15 protein-coding genes are annotated in these 17181 nt (G+C 60.7%); all 15 read left to right on the top strand.

Annotated features, from left to right (window positions below; genetic code table 11):
* Positions 1-325: 325 nt before the first annotated feature.
* The 15 genes from mraZ to ftsZ all read left to right on the top strand — a co-directional run bounded on the left by mraZ (position 326) and on the right by ftsZ (position 17114).
* On the top strand, positions 326-781 hold the full coding sequence (gene mraZ / locus IC37_RS04530) for a division/cell wall cluster transcriptional repressor MraZ (protein WP_003205355.1): 456 nt from the start codon (positions 326-328) through the stop codon (positions 779-781).
* Complete coding sequence (rsmH, locus tag IC37_RS04525) at positions 778-1725, top strand: 16S rRNA (cytosine(1402)-N(4))-methyltransferase RsmH (protein WP_030129813.1); 948 nt, start codon at positions 778-780, stop codon at positions 1723-1725. Before mraZ ends, rsmH begins: the two co-directional genes overlap by 4 nt.
* Positions 1722-2015 (top strand): cell division protein FtsL, encoded by a 294-nt coding sequence (gene ftsL, locus IC37_RS04520; RefSeq protein WP_030129814.1) that lies wholly within the window; start codon positions 1722-1724, stop codon positions 2013-2015. Before rsmH ends, ftsL begins: the two co-directional genes overlap by 4 nt.
* Complete coding sequence (locus IC37_RS04515) at positions 2015-3754, top strand: penicillin-binding protein 2 (protein WP_177409379.1); 1740 nt, start codon at positions 2015-2017, stop codon at positions 3752-3754. Before ftsL ends, IC37_RS04515 begins: the two co-directional genes overlap by 1 nt.
* Entirely contained in the window at positions 3754-5217 is a 1464-nt protein-coding gene (locus IC37_RS04510; RefSeq protein WP_030129816.1) for a UDP-N-acetylmuramoyl-L-alanyl-D-glutamate--2,6-diaminopimelate ligase, read from the top strand. Before IC37_RS04515 ends, IC37_RS04510 begins: the two co-directional genes overlap by 1 nt.
* The gene (murF, locus tag IC37_RS04505) at positions 5210-6577 is read left to right on the top strand and encodes a UDP-N-acetylmuramoyl-tripeptide--D-alanyl-D-alanine ligase (protein WP_030129817.1); all 1368 of its coding nucleotides are present in this window, start codon (positions 5210-5212) and stop codon (positions 6575-6577) included. The genes IC37_RS04510 and murF overlap by 8 nt, the downstream gene beginning before the upstream one ends.
* On the top strand, positions 6577-7659 hold the full coding sequence (mraY, locus tag IC37_RS04500; RefSeq protein ID WP_030129818.1) for a phospho-N-acetylmuramoyl-pentapeptide-transferase: 1083 nt from the start codon (positions 6577-6579) through the stop codon (positions 7657-7659). The genes murF and mraY overlap by 1 nt, the downstream gene beginning before the upstream one ends.
* Positions 7660-7664: 5 nt before the next feature.
* Positions 7665-9011, top strand: a complete 1347-nt coding sequence (murD, locus tag IC37_RS04495; protein WP_030129819.1) for a UDP-N-acetylmuramoyl-L-alanine--D-glutamate ligase — start codon at positions 7665-7667, stop codon at positions 9009-9011.
* On the top strand, positions 9008-10225 hold the full coding sequence (ftsW, locus tag IC37_RS04490; protein ID WP_030129820.1) for a putative lipid II flippase FtsW: 1218 nt from the start codon (positions 9008-9010) through the stop codon (positions 10223-10225). The genes murD and ftsW overlap by 4 nt, the downstream gene beginning before the upstream one ends.
* Positions 10215-11285 (top strand): undecaprenyldiphospho-muramoylpentapeptide beta-N-acetylglucosaminyltransferase, encoded by a 1071-nt coding sequence (gene murG, locus IC37_RS04485; RefSeq protein ID WP_030129821.1) that lies wholly within the window; start codon positions 10215-10217, stop codon positions 11283-11285. Before ftsW ends, murG begins: the two co-directional genes overlap by 11 nt.
* The gene (murC, locus tag IC37_RS04480) at positions 11278-12738 is read left to right on the top strand and encodes a UDP-N-acetylmuramate--L-alanine ligase (RefSeq protein WP_030129822.1); all 1461 of its coding nucleotides are present in this window, start codon (positions 11278-11280) and stop codon (positions 12736-12738) included. The genes murG and murC overlap by 8 nt, the downstream gene beginning before the upstream one ends.
* Positions 12735-13694 carry a D-alanine--D-alanine ligase gene (locus IC37_RS04475; RefSeq protein ID WP_030129823.1) on the top strand — a complete coding sequence of 320 codons (960 nt, stop codon included), beginning with the start codon at positions 12735-12737 and terminating at the stop codon, positions 13692-13694. Before murC ends, IC37_RS04475 begins: the two co-directional genes overlap by 4 nt.
* A gap of 4 nt (positions 13695-13698) precedes the next feature.
* Positions 13699-14565, top strand: coding sequence for a cell division protein FtsQ/DivIB (locus IC37_RS04470; RefSeq protein WP_030129824.1), 867 nt, complete (start codon positions 13699-13701; stop codon positions 14563-14565).
* A gap of 15 nt (positions 14566-14580) precedes the next feature.
* Complete coding sequence (gene ftsA / locus IC37_RS04465; RefSeq protein ID WP_030129825.1) at positions 14581-15840, top strand: cell division protein FtsA; 1260 nt, start codon at positions 14581-14583, stop codon at positions 15838-15840.
* A gap of 80 nt (positions 15841-15920) precedes the next feature.
* Positions 15921-17114: a cell division protein FtsZ gene (ftsZ, locus tag IC37_RS04460; protein ID WP_030129826.1), complete on the top strand. Its 1194-nt coding sequence runs from the start codon at positions 15921-15923 to the stop codon at positions 17112-17114.
* Positions 17115-17181: the final 67 nt, after the last annotated feature.

The raw sequence follows: 17181 nt of genomic DNA, 5'->3' as shown, positions 1-17181 counted from the left end.
GCGATGTGCGTTATGGCAATTTCCCTCCCCTGCTGAATCAATAGCAGAAGCGCTTTTGTAATACCGAAAAAATCTTACTCTTAACAAACTACTTTAACTTCTGAACGCAGCCTTCTGTGCTGATTCAAGTTATTGAGCAAATTCATCTGTCAGATTCTCGTTAACCCTCCTTTTACGCTCCTAAATCTCCGTTCTGTAAGGCTTTTCCTTTAATCCGCGCCTTGACGGTGTGGTGGGCGCATTCCTATAGTGTGCGCAAGTGGCGGAAAGTGGCATGAAGTGGGTTTTTTGAGCGTAAAACGCTAATATTTGGAGAAACGCTGACGTGTTTCGCGGAGCTAACGCTATCAGTCTCGATGCAAAGGGCCGTCTCGCTATGCCGAGCCGGTACCGTGACGAGCTGGTTTCGCGTAGTTCCGGTCAATTAATCGTCACCATCGATGCCGTTGATCCGTGTTTGTGTGTTTATCCCCTCGATGAGTGGGAAATTATCGAAACCAAACTGCGCGCACTGCCTTCGCTTCGCGAAGAGAACCGCCGCCTGCAACGTTTACTGATTGGTAATGCCGTCGACCTCGAGCTCGATGGCAGTGGTCGTTTTCTGGTTCCGCCGCGTCTTCGCGAATATGCCAAGTTGGATAAGCGCGCAATGTTGGTAGGCCAACTGAACAAGTTCCAATTGTGGGACGAGGATGCCTGGAATGCGGTTTCTGCCGCTGACCTGGCTGCTATTCAACAACCGGGCGCTATGCCTGATGAACTGCGTGATTTGATCCTGTGACTATTGATAGCGGCTTTAACCACATCACCGTATTGCTTGACGAAGCCGTCGAGGCTCTCGCCGTACGTCCTGATGGCTGCTATCTGGACGGTACGTTCGGACGTGGCGGACACAGTCGGTTGATCCTCAGCCAGCTCGGACCTGATGGACGGTTGCTCGGATTCGACAAAGATCCTCAAGCGATTGCCACCGGGCAAACGCTAGCGGCCGAAGACGGCCGCTTTGTCGTTGTACAGCGCAGCTTTGCCGAGCTCGGATCGGAAGTCGCCGAGCGCGGTCTGGCCGGCAAGGTCAGCGGTGTTCTGCTCGACCTCGGCGTGTCTTCGCCGCAGCTCGACGACCCTGAGCGCGGTTTCAGTTTTCTCAACGACGGCCCGTTGGACATGCGCATGGACCCGTCCCGCGGGATCAGCGCCGCCGAGTTCGTCAACACCGCGCCGGTGGAAGAAATCGCCCGGGTGTTCAAGGAATATGGCGAAGAACGTTTCTCCGGCCGCATGGCGCGTGCCGTGGCCGAGCGTCGCGACATCAAGCCGTTCGAGCGCACTGGCGATCTGGCTGAAGTGCTGAAAGTCGCCAACCCGGCGTGGGAAAAGGGCAAGAACCCGGCCACCCGTGCGTTCCAGGGCCTGCGTATTCACGTCAACAACGAACTGGGTGATCTGGAAACCGGTCTCGAAGCCGCTCTGGAATGTCTGGAAGTGGGCGGTCGTCTGGTGGTGATCAGCTTCCATTCGCTGGAAGACCGCATCGTCAAATTGTTCATGCGCAAACTGGTGAAAGGCGAAGCCGACAACCTGCCGCGCAACCTGCCGGTCCGTCACGTCGCTTTCGAACCGAAAATCAAAATCCATGGCAAAGCGCAGTCCGCCTCCGAGGCCGAACTCAAAGCCAACCCACGTTCCCGTAGCGCCATCATGCGTGTCGCGGAGAAGTTGCGGTGAGCAAGCTTTTCGCCAAGCCACTTCCCGGCGGAAGCTTTTTCATGCTGCTGCTGTTTGTCGGCGTGCTCGTGTCGGCCATCGGCGTGTCCTATAGCGCGCACTGGAACCGTCAGCTGTTGAATTCGCTGTACAACGAATTGAGCGTGCGCGACAAGGCGCAGGCGGAGTGGGGCCGGTTGATTCTCGAGCAGAGCACCTGGACGGCTCACAGCCGTATCGAAGTGTTGGCGACCGAGCAACTGAAGATGCGCATTCCCGGCGCCGCTGAAGTGCAGATGGTGGCGCCATGATGAAACTTGAAGGCGCGCTCTTTCCATGGCGGTTCCGTCTGGTGGTCGGGTTGCTCGGCATCATGGTGGCGGCGATTGCCTGGCGCATCATCGATTTGCAAGTGGTCGACCGTGCCTTCCTTAAAGGTCAGGGCGATGCGCGCAGTGTTCGTCATATTCCGATTCCGGCTCACCGTGGTCTGATCACCGACCGTAACGGCGAGCCGTTGGCCGTGAGTACTCCGGTCACCACCCTGTGGGCCAACGCCAAGGAAATGCAAACGGCCAAAGAGAAGTGGCCGGCATTGGCGGCTGCCTTGGGGCAGGACCCGAAAGCCCTGGCCGAACGTCTCGAAGCCCAGGCCAACAAAGAATTCATTTATCTGGTGCGCGGGCTGACCCCCGAGCAGGGCCAGGCTGTGCTCGATCTGAAAGTGCCGGGTGTTTATGGCATCGAAGAGTTCCGGCGTTTTTACCCGGCCGGTGAAGTTACCGCCCATATGGTCGGCTTTACCGACATCGATGACCACGGACGCGAAGGCGTCGAGCTGGCCTACGACGAATGGCTGGCCGGCGTGCCCGGCAAACGACAGGTGATCAAGGACCGGCGCGGCCGGTTGATCAAGGATGTCCAGGTCACCAAAAACGCCAAGGCCGGCAAGCCCTTGGCGTTGTCCATTGACCTGCGCCTGCAATACCTGGCCAACCGTGAACTGCGCAACGCAATCATCGAGAACGGCGCCAAGGCTGGCAGCCTGGTGATCATGGACGTGAAGACCGGCGAAATTCTCGCCATGGTCAACCAGCCAACCTACAACCCGAACAACCGTCGCAACCTGCAACCGGCGATGATGCGCAACCGCGCGATGATCGACGTGTTCGAGCCGGGTTCGACCATGAAAGCGATTTCCATGAGCGCCGCGATTGAAACCGGGCGTTGGAAGCCGACCGATACCGTTGAGGTTTATCCAGGCACCTTGCAGATTGGTAAGTACACCATCAAGGACGTATCCAAGAGCGAAGGCCCGGTACTCGACCTGACTGGCATTCTGATCAATTCCAGTAACGTCGGCATGAGTAAGGTCGCGTTCGATATCGGCGGCGAAACGATTTTCCGCCTGGCGCAGAAAGTCGGCCTAGGCCAGGACACCGGCTTGGGTTTCCCGGGTGAGCGCGTCGGCAACCTGCCGAACTACCGCGAATGGCGCAAGGCTGAAACCGCCACGCTGTCCTACGGCTACGGTATTTCCGTGACCGCGATCCAGTTGGTCCACGCCTTCTCGGCCCTGGCCAATAATGGTCGTCTCGCGCCGCTGACCCTGATCAAAACCGACAAGGCGCCGCAAACCACACAGGTATTGCCGGAAGCCGTCGCAAAAACCATGCAAACCATGCTGCAACAAGTGATCGAAGCCCCGCGCGGTGTATTCCGTGCGCAGGTGCCGGCGTATCACGTGGGCGGCAAGTCGGGTACCGCACGTAAAACGTCGGTCGGAACCAAAGGCTACGCCGAGAACTCCTACCGCTCGCTGTTCGCCGGTTTCGGCCCGATGAACGATCCGCGTTACGCAATCGTGGTGGTGATCGATGAACCGACCAAGGCCGGTTACTTCGGTGGTCTGGTCTCGGCGCCGGTGTTCAGCAAAGTGATGTCCGGGACCCTGCGTCTGATGAACATCACCCCGGACAACCTGCCAGCCACTCAACAAGCGAACGCCGCACCGGTCGTTCCGCTGAAAGCTAATGGAGGGCGCGGCTGATGTCGCTGAGCCTGAACAAGATTTTTGCCCACGCCGGCCGCGATCTGTTGATCCGCGAATTGGCGCTGGACAGCCGCAACGTACGAGCAGGCGATTTGTTTCTCGCGGTTCCTGGTGGCAAGTTCGACGGGCGTGCGCACATCGCCGACGCCTTGCAACGCGGCGCTGCTGCTGTGGCTTATGAAGTCGAAGGCGCGACCGTGCTGCCGATTACCGACGTACCGCTGATTCCAGTCAAAGGCCTGGCGGCGCAGCTGTCGGACATTGCCGGGCGTTTTTATGGCGAACCGAGCCGTCACCTCAATCTGATCGGCGTGACCGGCACCAACGGTAAAACCAGCGTGACCCAATTGGTCGCCCAAGCGCTCGACCTGCTCGGTCAACACTGCGGCATCGTCGGCACTCTGGGCTCCGGTTTCTACGGCGCGCTGGAAAGCGGTCTGCACACCACGCCGAACCCGATTGCGGTGCAAGCGACTCTCGCCGACCTGAAGAAGGCCGGCGCCAAAGCCGTGGCCATGGAAGTTTCTTCCCACGGCCTGGATCAGGGCCGCGTGACTGCGTTGGCGTTCAATGTGGCGGTGATGACCAACCTGTCGCGCGATCATCTGGATTACCACGGCACCATGCAGGCCTATGGCGAAACCAAGGCCAAGTTGTTTGCCTGGAATGATTTGAAGTGCCGGGTGGTCAACCTCGACGACGATTTCGGCCGGCAACTGGCTGCCGATAAAGGCGAGTCGCGACTGATCACTTACAGCCTGGAAGATTCCAGCGCCTACCTGTATTGCCGCGAAGCGCAGTTCGACGACGAAGGCGTGCGCGCAACGCTGGTTACGCCGCAAGGCGAGCACCATTTGCGCAGCACCTTGCTCGGTCGTTTCAACCTGAGCAATGTGTTGGCCGCGGTTGGCGCCTTGCTCGGGCTGGACTACGCGCTGGACGAAATCCTCAAAGTGCTGCCGAAACTCGAAGGCCCGGTCGGTCGCATGCAGCGCCTGGGCGGCGGTACTCAGCCGTTGGTGGTGGTCGATTACGCCCACACACCGGATGCGCTGGAAAAAGTCTTGATGGCCCTGCGTCCTCACGCCAAAGGCCGGTTGCTGTGCCTGTTCGGTTGCGGTGGTGATCGCGATCGCGGCAAGCGTCCGCTGATGGCGGAAGTGGTCGAGCGTCTGGCCGATGGCGTACTGGTCACCGATGACAATCCGCGCACCGAAGACCCGACCGTGATTTTCGACGACATCCGCGCCGGTTTCACCGCTGAGGATAAAGTTGCCTTCGTCGCCGGCCGAGGCCAGGCGATTGCCCAATTGATCGCCAGCGCTTCGGCGGATGACGTGATTGTCCTGGCCGGTAAAGGTCACGAGGACTATCAGGAAATCAACGGCGAGCGCCACGCTTTCTCCGATCTGGTCGAGGCCGATCACGCCCTGACTGCATGGGAGGTGGCCCATGCTTAAAGCCTTGAAACTGAGCGAACTGACCGGCGCATTGAATGGCCGTCTGATTGCCAGCGACGCCAGCTTCGACGGCGTCAGCATCGATAGCCGCGCGATCAAGCCCGGCCAACTGTTTATCGCTCTGGCCGGCCCGCGTTTCGATGGCCATGACTACCTCAATGACGTCGCCGCCAAAGGCGCCGTGGGTGCCTTGGTCGAGCGCGAAGTTGCCGACAGCGCGCTGCCGCAACTGCTGGTCAAGGACACCCGCCAGGCCCTCGGCCAATTGGGCGCGATGAACCGTGCGGCGTTCACTCAGCCGGTCGTGGCCATCACCGGTTCCAGCGGCAAGACCACGGTCAAGGAAATGCTCGCGAGCATCCTGCACACGCGCGGTCCGGTGCTGGCGACCCGTGGCAACCTGAACAATGACCTGGGCGCTCCGCTGACCCTGCTCGAACTGGCACCGGAACACACCGCTGCCGTGATCGAACTCGGCGCTTCGCGGCTCGGCGAGATTGCCTACACCGTCGGCATGACCAAGCCGCACGTGGCTGTCATCAACAACGCCGGGACCGCCCACGTCGGCGAGTTCGGCGGGCCGGAAAAAATCGTTGAAGCCAAGGGTGAGATTCTCGAAGGGCTGGATGCCGATGGCGTCGCCGTGCTGAATCTCGACGACAAGGCTTTTGAAATCTGGAAAACCCGAGCTGCCGGTCGCAAAGTGCTGACGTTTGCCCTGAGCAACATCAGCGCTGACTTCTACGCCAGCGACCTGGACCGCGATGCCCGCGGTTGCCCGGCGTTCAACCTGCACAGTCCTGAGGGTGTGGAGCGGGTTCAACTGAACCTGCTCGGCACTCATAACGTCGCCAATGCCATGGCCGCCGCCGCTGCAGCCCATGCCTTGGGCGTGTCGCTGTTCGGCATCGCCACCGGTCTCGGCGCGGTGCAACCGGTCAAGGGCCGCACCGTCGCGCAACTGGCAACTAACGGCATGCGCGTGATCGATGACACGTACAACGCAAACCCCACCTCCATGTGCGCCGCCGTTGATATACTCGCCGGCTTTTCCGGTCGCACCGTTTTGGTGCTCGGAGATATCGGCGAGTTGGGCGATTGGGCGGAGCAGGGGCACCGCGATGTGGGCGAGTACGCCCGCGGCAAGGTTTGCGCGCTTTACGCGGTCGGGCCAATGATGGCTCACGCCGTACACGCTTTCGGCGAGCAGGCTTTTCACTTCAGCACACAGGCTGAGCTGATCAAGGCCCTGGAAGCCGAGCAGGACACAAACACCACCATTTTGATCAAGGGCTCGCGCAGCGCCGCGATGGAAAACATCGTCGCCGCTTTGTGCGGGACCCGTCTGGAGAAACATTAATGCTGCTGCTGCTAGCGGAGTATCTGCAACAGTTCTACAAAGGCTTCGCGGTCTTTCAGTACCTGACCCTGCGCGGGATCCTCGGTGTGCTGACCGCGCTGGTCTTGTCGCTGTGCTACGGCCCGTGGATGATCCGCACTTTGCAGACCCGTCAGATCGGTCAATCCGTTCGTAACGACGGCCCGCAATCGCACCTGTCCAAGTCCGGCACGCCAACCATGGGTGGCGCGCTGATTCTGTCGTCCATCGGCGTCAGCACTTTGCTCTGGGCTGACCTGAGCAACCGTTACGTTTGGGTCGTGTTGTTGGTGACCCTGCTGTTCGGCGCCATCGGCTGGGTCGACGATTACCGCAAAGTCATCGAGAAAAATTCTCGCGGCCTGCCTAGCCGCTGGAAGTATTTCTGGCAGTCGGTGTTCGGCCTGGGCGCGGCGATCTTCCTTTATATGACCGCGGCAACGCCGGTAGAAACCACCCTGATCCTGCCGATGCTCAAGGACTACAGCATTCCGCTGGGCGCGGGTTTCATCGTCCTGACCTATTTCGTGATTGTCGGCTCGAGCAATGCGGTCAACCTGACCGATGGCCTCGACGGGCTGGCGATCATGCCTACCGTGATGGTCGGCGGCGGCTTGGGGATCTTCTGCTACCTGTCGGGTAACGTGAAATTCGCCGAATACCTGCTGATTCCTTACGTACCGGGCGCGGGCGAGCTGATCGTGTTCTGCGGCGCGTTGATCGGTGCGGGCCTGGGTTTTCTCTGGTTCAACACCTATCCGGCCCAGGTGTTCATGGGCGACGTCGGCGCACTGGCGCTGGGCGCGGCCCTGGGCACCATCGCAGTGATCGTCCGTCAGGAAATCGTCCTGTTCATCATGGGCGGCGTGTTCGTGATGGAGACTCTGTCGGTCGTCATCCAGGTTGCGTCCTTCAAGCTGACCGGTCGCCGTGTGTTCCGCATGGCACCGATACACCACCATTTTGAACTCAAGGGCTGGCCCGAGCCGCGTGTGATCGTCCGTTTCTGGATCATCACCGTGATTCTGGTACTGGTCGGCCTTGCCACCCTGAAGCTGAGGTAGAACCAGTGTCTCTGATCGCTTCTGACCACTTCCGCATCGTTGTCGGCCTCGGCAAGAGCGGCATGTCCCTGGTTCGCTTCCTGGCGAACCGGGGCGTGTCGTTCGCTGTCGCCGATACGCGGGAAAATCCACCGGAACTGGCCACGCTCAAGCGTGACTATCCGCACGTGGAAGTGCGTTGTGGCGAGCTGGACGTCGAATTCCTGTGCCGTGCCGACGAGCTCTACGTGAGCCCCGGCCTGGCGCTGGCGACCCCGGCCCTGCAGGCTGCCGCCGCCCGTGGCGTGAAACTGTCCGGCGACATCGAGCTGTTCGCGCGTAACGCGAAGGCGCCGATTGTCGCCATCAGCGGTTCCAACGCGAAAAGCACCGTCACCACCCTGGTCGGCGAGATGGCGGCTGCGGCCGGCAAACGTGTCGCTGTCGGTGGCAACCTCGGTACGCCAGCGCTGGATTTGCTCAGCGACGATGTCGAGTTATACGTGATGGAGTTGTCGAGTTTCCAACTGGAAACCACCGATCAACTCAACGCCGAAGTGGCGACCGTGCTCAACATCAGCGAAGACCACATGGACCGCTACAGCGGTCTGCCGGCCTATCACCTGGCCAAGCACCGGATCTTCCGTGGTGCCAAACAGTTCGTGGTTAACCGTCAGGATGCCCTTAGCCGCCCGTTAATGGGCGAGGGCCAGCCATGCTGGACCTTCGGTTTGAGCAAGCCCGATTTCAAGGCCTTTGGTATCCGTGAAGAGGAGGGCGAGAAGTATCTGGCTTTCGAATTCCAGAACCTGATGCCGGTGCGCGAGTTGAAGATTCGTGGCGCGCATAACCAGTCCAACGCCCTGGCGGCCTTGGCGCTGGGCCACGCCGTGGGTCTGCCATTCGATGCCATGCTCTCGAGCCTGCGCACCTTCGCCGGCCTCGAGCATCGCTGCCAATGGGTTCGCGACCTCAACGGCGTGAGCTACTACAACGATTCCAAAGCCACCAACGTCGGTGCCGCACTGGCCGCCATCGAAGGTCTGGGTGCAGACATCGACGGCAAACTCGTGCTGATCGCCGGTGGTGACGGCAAGGGTGCCGAGTTCAAGGATCTGCGTGATCCGGTCGCGGCCAACTGCCGTGCCGTGGTGCTGATGGGCCGGGACTCCGAGTTGATCGCCCAGGCCATCGGCGATGGCGTACCGCTGATTCGCGTCAATTCGCTGTATGAAGCCGTCGCGCAATGCCGCGCCATCGCCGAGCCGGGCGACGCGGTGCTGCTGTCGCCGGCCTGCGCCAGCTTCGACATGTTCAAGAACTACGAAGATCGCGGTCACCAGTTTGTCCGCGCCGTGGAGGACTTGGCATGAACCTGAGCAATATCATCAAGCCTTATCCATCGCCACTGATCACCGGGCGCGGCATCGACCTCGATTTTCCGATGCTCGCCGGTTGCCTGGCGCTGCTGGGTCTTGGGCTGGTGATGATTGCATCGGCATCCACCGAAGTGGCAGCGGTGCAGTCGGGCAGTGCCCTGTATTACATGATTCGCCACCTTATCTACGTGGTGCTGGGCCTGGGTGCCTGCATCGTCACCATGATGATTCCGATCGCTACCTGGCAACGCCTGGGCTGGCTGATGCTGATTGGTGCGTTCGGTTTGCTGGTGATGGTGATCATCCCCGGGATCGGCCGTGAAGTGAACGGTTCGATGCGCTGGATCGGCTTCAGTTTCTTCAACGTTCAGCCTTCCGAGATCGCCAAGGTGTTCGTGGTGATTTACCTCGCCGGTTATCTGGTGCGTCGCCAGAAAGAAGTGCGTGAAAGCTGGATGGGTTTCTTCAAACCGTTCATCGTTTTGCTGCCGATGGCGGGTCTGTTGCTGATGGAGCCGGACTTCGGTGCCACGGTCGTGATGATGGGGGCTGCTGCGGCGATGCTGTTCCTCGGCGGGGTCGGGCTGTTCCGTTTTTCCTTGATGGTTGTCCTGGCTGTCGGTGCGGTGGTGTTGTTGATTCAAATGCAGCCGTATCGAATGGCGCGACTGACCAACTTTGCGGACCCGTGGGCCGACCAGTTCGGTGCTGGCTATCAGTTGTCTCAAGCGTTGATCGCTTTCGGTCGTGGCGAATGGCTGGGCGTTGGTTTGGGCAACAGCGTGCAGAAACAGTTCTACCTGCCGGAAGCCCACACCGACTTCGTGTTCTCGGTCCTGGCCGAAGAACTGGGCGCCGTGGGTTCGTTGTGCACATTGGCGTTGTTCGTCTTTGTCTGTATTCGCGGCATGTACATTGGTTATTGGGCCGAGAAGGCCAAACAGTTTTTCGCCGCCTATATCGCGTACGGCTTGTCGTTCCTGTGGATCGGTCAGTTCCTGATCAACATCGGGGTGAACGTCGGCCTGCTGCCAACCAAAGGTCTGACCCTGCCATTCCTCAGTTATGGCGGCAGTTCGTTGGTGATCTGCTGTGCCTGTCTTGGCTTGTTACTGCGTATCGAGTGGGAGAGTCGAACCCACCTGGGCAGCGAAGAGATGGAATTCCATGAGAGCGACTTCGCCGAGGAGCCGAACCATGGGCGCTAACGTATTGATCATGGCCGGCGGCACCGGGGGCCACGTGTTCCCGGCACTGGCCTGTGCACGCGAATTCCAGGCCCGCGGTTACACCGTGCACTGGCTCGGCACGCCTCGCGGGATCGAAAACGATCTGGTGCCGGCGGCCGGTCTTCAATTGCATCGGATCAACGCCAGCGGTTTGCGCGGCAAGGGCAAATTGTCCCTGCTCAAGGCACCGTTCATGTTGCTCAAGTCGATCTGGCAGGCGCGGGCGATCATTCGTCAACTGCGGCCGGTGTGTGTGGTCGGCTTCGGTGGCTACGTGACCGGTCCCGGCGGCGTTGCAGCCAAACTGGCTGGCGTGCCGGTGATCGTTCATGAACAGAACGCGGTGGCCGGTACCGCCAATCGGTTGCTGGTGCCGTTGGCCGCCCGAGTCTGTGAAGCGTTCCCCGACACCTTTACCCTGTCGAACAGCCGTCGTACCACCGGTAACCCGGTGCGCACCGAGCTGTTCCTCGAAACACCGCGACCTGCTCTGGCCGGTCGCAAGGCGCGTTTGCTGATCCTGGGCGGAAGCCTGGGCGCAGAGCCGTTGAACAAGTTGCTGCCTGAAGCCCTGTCGCAAGTCGCCCCCGACCTGCGCCCGGACGTGTTTCATCAGGCCGGCAAAAACCACGATGAAGTGACTGCAGAGCGCTACCGCGCGGCTGGCGTCGAGGCGCAAGTGCAGCCTTTCATCAAAGACATGGCCCAAGCCTATGGCTGGGCCGACCTGGTGGTGTGCCGCGCAGGCGCGCTGACCATCAGTGAACTGGCGGCTGCCGGTCTGCCCTCGATGCTGGTGCCTTTGCCCCACGCGATCGACGATCACCAGACCCGCAACGCCGATTATTTGGCCCGTGAAGGCGCTGCCTTTCTGATGCCGCAAAGAACGACTGGCGCAGCGGATCTTGCCGCTCGCCTGACAGAGGTCTTGATGCAACCGCAACGACTCAACGACATGGCCACCGCGGCACGCCGCCTGGCCAAACCCGATGCCACCCGTAACGTGGTCGATACCTGCCTGGAGGTGGTCCATGGTTGAGAATAAGAAAGCCATGCCTCATCCGGAAATGCGCCGCATCCGTCGCATCCACTTCGTCGGTATCGGCGGCGTGGGCATGTGCGGCATCGCCGAAGTGTTGCTGAACCTGGGCTATGAAGTATCCGGTTCGGACCTCAAAGCCTCGCCGGTGACCGAGCGCCTGGAATCTTTCGGTGCCCACATCTATATCGGCCACCGTGCCGAGAACGCCGCGAACGCCGATGTGCTGGTCACCTCCAGTGCCGTGAACACTTCCAACCCGGAAGTCGCCACCGCGCTGGAACGCCGGATTCCGGTCGTGCCGCGTGCCGAGATGCTGGCTGAGCTGATGCGCTACCGTCACGGCATCGCCGTCGCCGGTACCCATGGCAAAACCACCACTACCAGCCTGATCGCTTCGGTGTTCGCCGCCGGTGGCCTGGACCCGACATTCGTTATCGGTGGTCGTCTGAATGCCGCGGGCACCAATGCCCAGCTCGGCACCAGCCGTTACCTGATCGCCGAAGCCGACGAAAGCGATGCCAGCTTCCTGCACTTGCAGCCGCTGGTGGCCGTGGTCACCAACATCGATGCCGACCACATGGCGACCTACGACGGCGACTTCAACAAACTGAAGAAAACCTTCGTCGAGTTCCTGCACAACCTGCCGTTCTATGGTCTGGCGGTGGTGTGCCTGGACGATCCGGTGGTGCGTGAAATCCTCCCGCAGGTGAAACGTCCGACGGTCACTTACGGTTTCGGCGAAGACGCCGACGTGCGCGCGATCAATGTGCGTCAACAGGGCATGCAGACCTTCTTTACCGTGCTGCGCCCAGATCGCGAGCCGCTGGATGTCTCGGTGAACATGCCAGGCAACCACAACGTGCTGAACGCGCTGGCGACCATTTGCATCGCCACCGACGAAGGCGTCAGCGATGAGGCCATCGTCCAGGGCCTGTCCGGGTTCCAGGGTGTCGGGCGGCGCTTCCAGGTATACGGCGAACTGCCGGTTGAAGGCGGCAACGTGATGCTGGTGGACGACTACGGTCACCACCCGACCGAAGTCGCGGCCGTGATCAAAGCCGTGCGCGGTGGCTGGCCGGAGCGCCGTCTGGTGATGGTCTACCAGCCGCACCGTTACAGCCGCACCCGCGACCTGTACGACGACTTCGTCAATGTACTGGCCGACGCCAATGTGCTGCTGCTGATGGAAGTCTACCCGGCCGGCGAAGAGCCGATCCCGGGCGCCGACAGCCGTAAGCTGTGCAACAGCATTCGCCAGCGCGGTCAACTCGACCCGATCTACATCGAGCGCGGCATCGACCTCGCGCCAATCGTCAAGCCGCTGCTGCGTGCCGGCGACATTCTGTTGTGCCAGGGCGCCGGTGATATCGGCGGTCTCGCACCGAAACTATTGAACAGTCCGTTGTTCGCTGGCGCGGTTGCCGCGCCAAGCGTGGGGAAGTTGAAATGACTGCTGCTTACGCCAACCTCGTCTCCACTGTCGCGCCGAAAGATTTCGGCCGCGTCGCCGTGATGTTCGGCGGCAAGAGTGCCGAGCGTGAGGTTTCCCTGAAGTCGGGTAACGCAGTGCTCGAAGCACTGCAAAGCGCCGGTGTGGACGCCTTCGGTCTGGATGTGGGCGATGACCTGCTGCAGCGCCTGCTGAACGAAAAAATCGACCGCGCCTTCATCATCCTCCACGGTCGTGGCGGTGAAGACGGCAGTATGCAGGGTCTGCTCGAATGCCTGGGCATTCCGTACACCGGCAGCGGCATTCTGGCCTCGGCACTGGCCATGGACAAACTGCGCACCAAGCAGGTCTGGCACAGCCTCGGCATTCCGACGCCTCGCCATGCCGTGTTGAGCTGCGAGGCCGATTGTATTTCGGCGGCCACGGAACTGGGCTTCCCTTTGATCGTCAAACCGGCCCATGAAGGTTCCAGTATCGGGATGGCCAAAGTGTCTTCAGCTCTTGAGTTGATCGACGCATGGAAAGCGGCCAGTACCTACGATTCGCAAGTGTTGGTCGAGCAATGGATTCAAGGTCCGGAGTTCACCATCGCCACCCTGCGTGACCAGGTGTTGCCTCCAATCGCCCTGGGCACGACACACAGTTTCTACGACTACGACGCCAAGTACGTGGCTTCCGATACCCAGTACCGGATCCCGTGTGGCCTGGACAGCAACAAAGAAAAAGAACTCATGGACCTCACGGCCAAAGCCTGTGAGGCGCTGGGTATCGCCGGTTGGGGCAGGGCAGACGTGATGCAGGACGCCGAAGGGCAGTTCTGGTTCCTGGAAGTCAATACCGCACCGGGCATGACCGATCACAGTCTGGTGCCGATGGCGGCGCGTGCCGCCGGCCTGGATTTCCAGCAGCTGGTTCTGGCGATTCTGGCCGCCAGTGTTGAAGAAACTAGAGGTTAAGACGATGCAAGGCGCACAGCTTAGACATCAGCCCTCCGCACCCGGCCGCAAGCCGGTGCCGCGGGGTGCCAGCCGAATGGTGGCCAAAGAGCCGATGTCCGCGCGCCTGCCGAAAGCCAACTTTGGTTTTCTGAGAAGCCTGTTCTGGCCCGTGCTGCTGGTCGCGCTGGGGTTCGGCACTTATGAAGGCGCACAGCGTTTGCTGCCGTACGCCGACCGGCCGATCACCAAGATCGCGGTGCAGGGCGACTTGAGTTACATCAGCCAGCAAGCGGTGCAGCAGCGGATCGCCCCGTACGTGGCGTCGAGCTTCTTCACCATTGACCTGGAGAGCATGCGTACCGAGCTTGAAACGATGCCATGGATTGCCCACGCCGAAGTGCGTCGGGTATGGCCGGATCAAGTAGTGATTCGCCTGGAAGAACAACTGCCGGTGGCCCGGTGGGGCGATGAGTCGCTGTTGAACAACCAGGGGCAGGCGTTCACCCCGCGCGAGCTGGCGAACTACGAACACTTGCCACAGCTGTTCGGCCCGCAGCGGGCCCAGCAGCAAGTGATGCAGCAATACCAGGTGCTGAGCCAGATGCTCAGACCGTTGGGCTTCTCGATTGCACGCCTGGAGTTGCGTGAACGAGGCAGCTGGTTCCTGACCACCGGCGCCGGCAGCGCGGGCCCGGGAATCGAACTGCTGCTGGGACGCGGCAAGCTGGTGGAAAGGATGCGCCGCTTCATTGCCATCTATGACAAGACGCTCAAAGAGCAGATTACGAACATTGCGCGCATCGATCTGCGCTACGCCAACGGCCTCGCCGTTGGCTGGCGGGAACCTGTAGCGCCCACGACAGCCCAACCCGCTGTCGCGAAGAATTAAGAAGAGGCAGGACCCATGGCAAACGTGCAAAGCGGCAAAATGATCGTCGGTCTCGATATCGGCACCTCCAAGGTGGTGGCGCTGGTAGGCGAGGTCGCGGACGACGGCACGCTCGAAATCGTCGGGATCGGTACTCATCCGTCCCGCGGCCTGAAAAAAGGCGTAGTGGTGAACATCGAGTCCACCGTCCAGTCGATCCAGCGCGCTATCGAAGAAGCGCAGCTGATGGCCGGTTGCCGGATCCACTCGGCGTTCGTCGGCGTGGCCGGCAATCACATCCGCAGCCTGAATTCCCACGGCATCGTGGCGATTCGTGATCGCGAAGTCAGCTCCGCCGACCTTGAGCGTGTTCTCGACGCTGCCCAGGCCGTGGCGATCCCGGCTGACCAGCGTGTGCTGCACACCCTGCCGCAGGATTACGTGATCGATAACCAGGAAGGCGTTCGCGAGCCGCTGGGCATGTCCGGCGTGCGTCTGGAAGCCAAGGTTCACGTGGTCACCTGCGCGGTCAACGCCGCACAGAACATTGAAAAATGCGTGCGCCGCTGCGGCCTGGAAATCGACGACATCATTCTCGAGCAGTTGGCCTCGGCCTACTCGGTCCTGACCGACGATGAGAAAGAACTGGGCGTATGCCTGGTGGACATCGGCGGCGGTACCACCGACATCGCGATCTTCACCGAAGGTGCGATTCGCCATACCGCGGTGATCCCGATTGCGGGCGATCAGGTGACCAACGACATCGCCATGGCGCTGCGCACCCCGACCCAGTACGCCGAAGAAATCAAGATCCGCTACGCCTGCGCCCTGGCCAAACTGGCCGGTGCCGGTGAAACCATCAAGGTGCCGAGCGTCGGCGACCGTCCGCCGCGCGAGCTGTCCCGTCAGGCCTTGGCCGAAGTGGTCGAGCCGCGTTACGACGAGCTGTTCACCCTGATCCAGGCCGAATTGCGTCGCAGCGGCTACGAAGACCTGATCCCGGCCGGCATCGTGCTGACCGGCGGTACATCGAAGATGGAAGGCGCGACTGAGCTGGCCGAGGAAATCTTCCATATGCCTGTTCGCCTGGGCGTGCCCCATGGCGTCAAGGGCCTGGACGATGTGGTCCGCAACCCGATCTATTCCACCGGCGTAGGCCTGTTGATGTACGGCCTGCAGAAGCAGTCCGACGGGGTTTCGTTCTCCGGCATCGGCAGCCGCGACAGTTACAGCAATGACGAACCGAAAGCCGCCTTGCTCGATCGCATCAAGAGCTGGGTACAAGGCAACTTCTAACGAAGCAGTTTCAAGCGACAAGTGGTAAAGCAGCAAAACGCAGTAGGCGAAAAAAACTAGAGAACGTAAGGAGAGGGAAAATGTTCGAACTCGTAGACAACATCCCCGCAAGCCCGGTAATTAAAGTTATCGGTGTTGGCGGTGGCGGCGGCAACGCTGTCAATCACATGGTCAAGAGCAACATTGAAGGCGTTGAGTTCATCTGCGCCAACACTGATGCCCAGGCGCTGAAGAGCATCAGCGCGCGGACCATCCTGCAACTGGGTACCGGCGTGACCAAAGGTCTGGGTGCCGGCGCCAACCCTGAAGTAGGTCGTCAGGCCGCTCTCGAAGATCGTGAGCGCATTGCCGAAGTCCTGCAGGGCACCAACATGGTGTTCATCACCACCGGCATGGGCGGTGGTACCGGTACCGGTGCTGCGCCGATCATTGCCGAAGTGGCCAAGGAAATGGGGATCCTCACCGTTGCGGTGGTGACCCGTCCGTTCCCGTTCGAAGGCCGCAAGCGCATGCAGCTCGCCGACGAAGGTATTCGTCTGCTGTCTGAAAGCGTCGACTCGTTGATCACCATTCCCAACGAGAAGCTGCTGACCATCCTCGGTAAAGACGCCAGCCTGCTGTCGGCTTTCGCCAAGGCCGACGATGTACTGGCCGGTGCCGTTCGCGGTATCTCCGACATCATCAAGCGTCCGGGCATGATCAACGTCGACTTTGCCGACGTGCGTACCGTGATGAGCGAAATGGGCATGGCGATGATGGGCACTGGCTGCGCCAGCGGTCCGAACCGTGCACGTGAGGCCACCGAAGCGGCCATTCGCAACCCGTTGCTCGAAGACGTGAACCTGCAAGGCGCACGCGGTATCCTGGTGAACATCACCGCCGGTCCTGACCTGTCCCTGGGTGAGTACTCCGACGTGGGTAGCATCATCGAAGCCTTCGCTTCCGAGCACGCGATGGTCAAGGTTGGTACCGTTATCGATCCAGATATGCGCGATGAGCTGCACGTGACTGTTGTTGCCACCGGTTTAGGCGCTAAAATCGAGAAGCCTGTGAAGGTCATCGACAATACCGTTCACACCTCGATGGCCTCCCAGCCACAACAACAAGCCCCTGTTCGTCAAGAACAGCCTGCGGTGAACTACCGTGACCTGGATCGTCCGACCGTCATGCGCAACCAGGCTCAGGCCGGTGCTGCGACTGCCGCGAAGATGAACCCGCACGATGACCTGGACTACCTGGACATCCCGGCTTTCCTGCGTCGTCAGGCCGATTGATGAAATGTATCAGGGGTATTAGGGTGATTGGTGTTCAGCAAAGGTCTGGTCTGCTATCATCGCCAGC

Source organism: Pseudomonas sp. QTF5 (assembly GCF_000512695.2).
GTDB lineage: Bacteria > Pseudomonadota > Gammaproteobacteria > Pseudomonadales > Pseudomonadaceae > Aquipseudomonas.
Note: the sequence above shows the minus strand (reverse complement) of the source record. Positions and strands in the feature narration are given on the sequence as shown.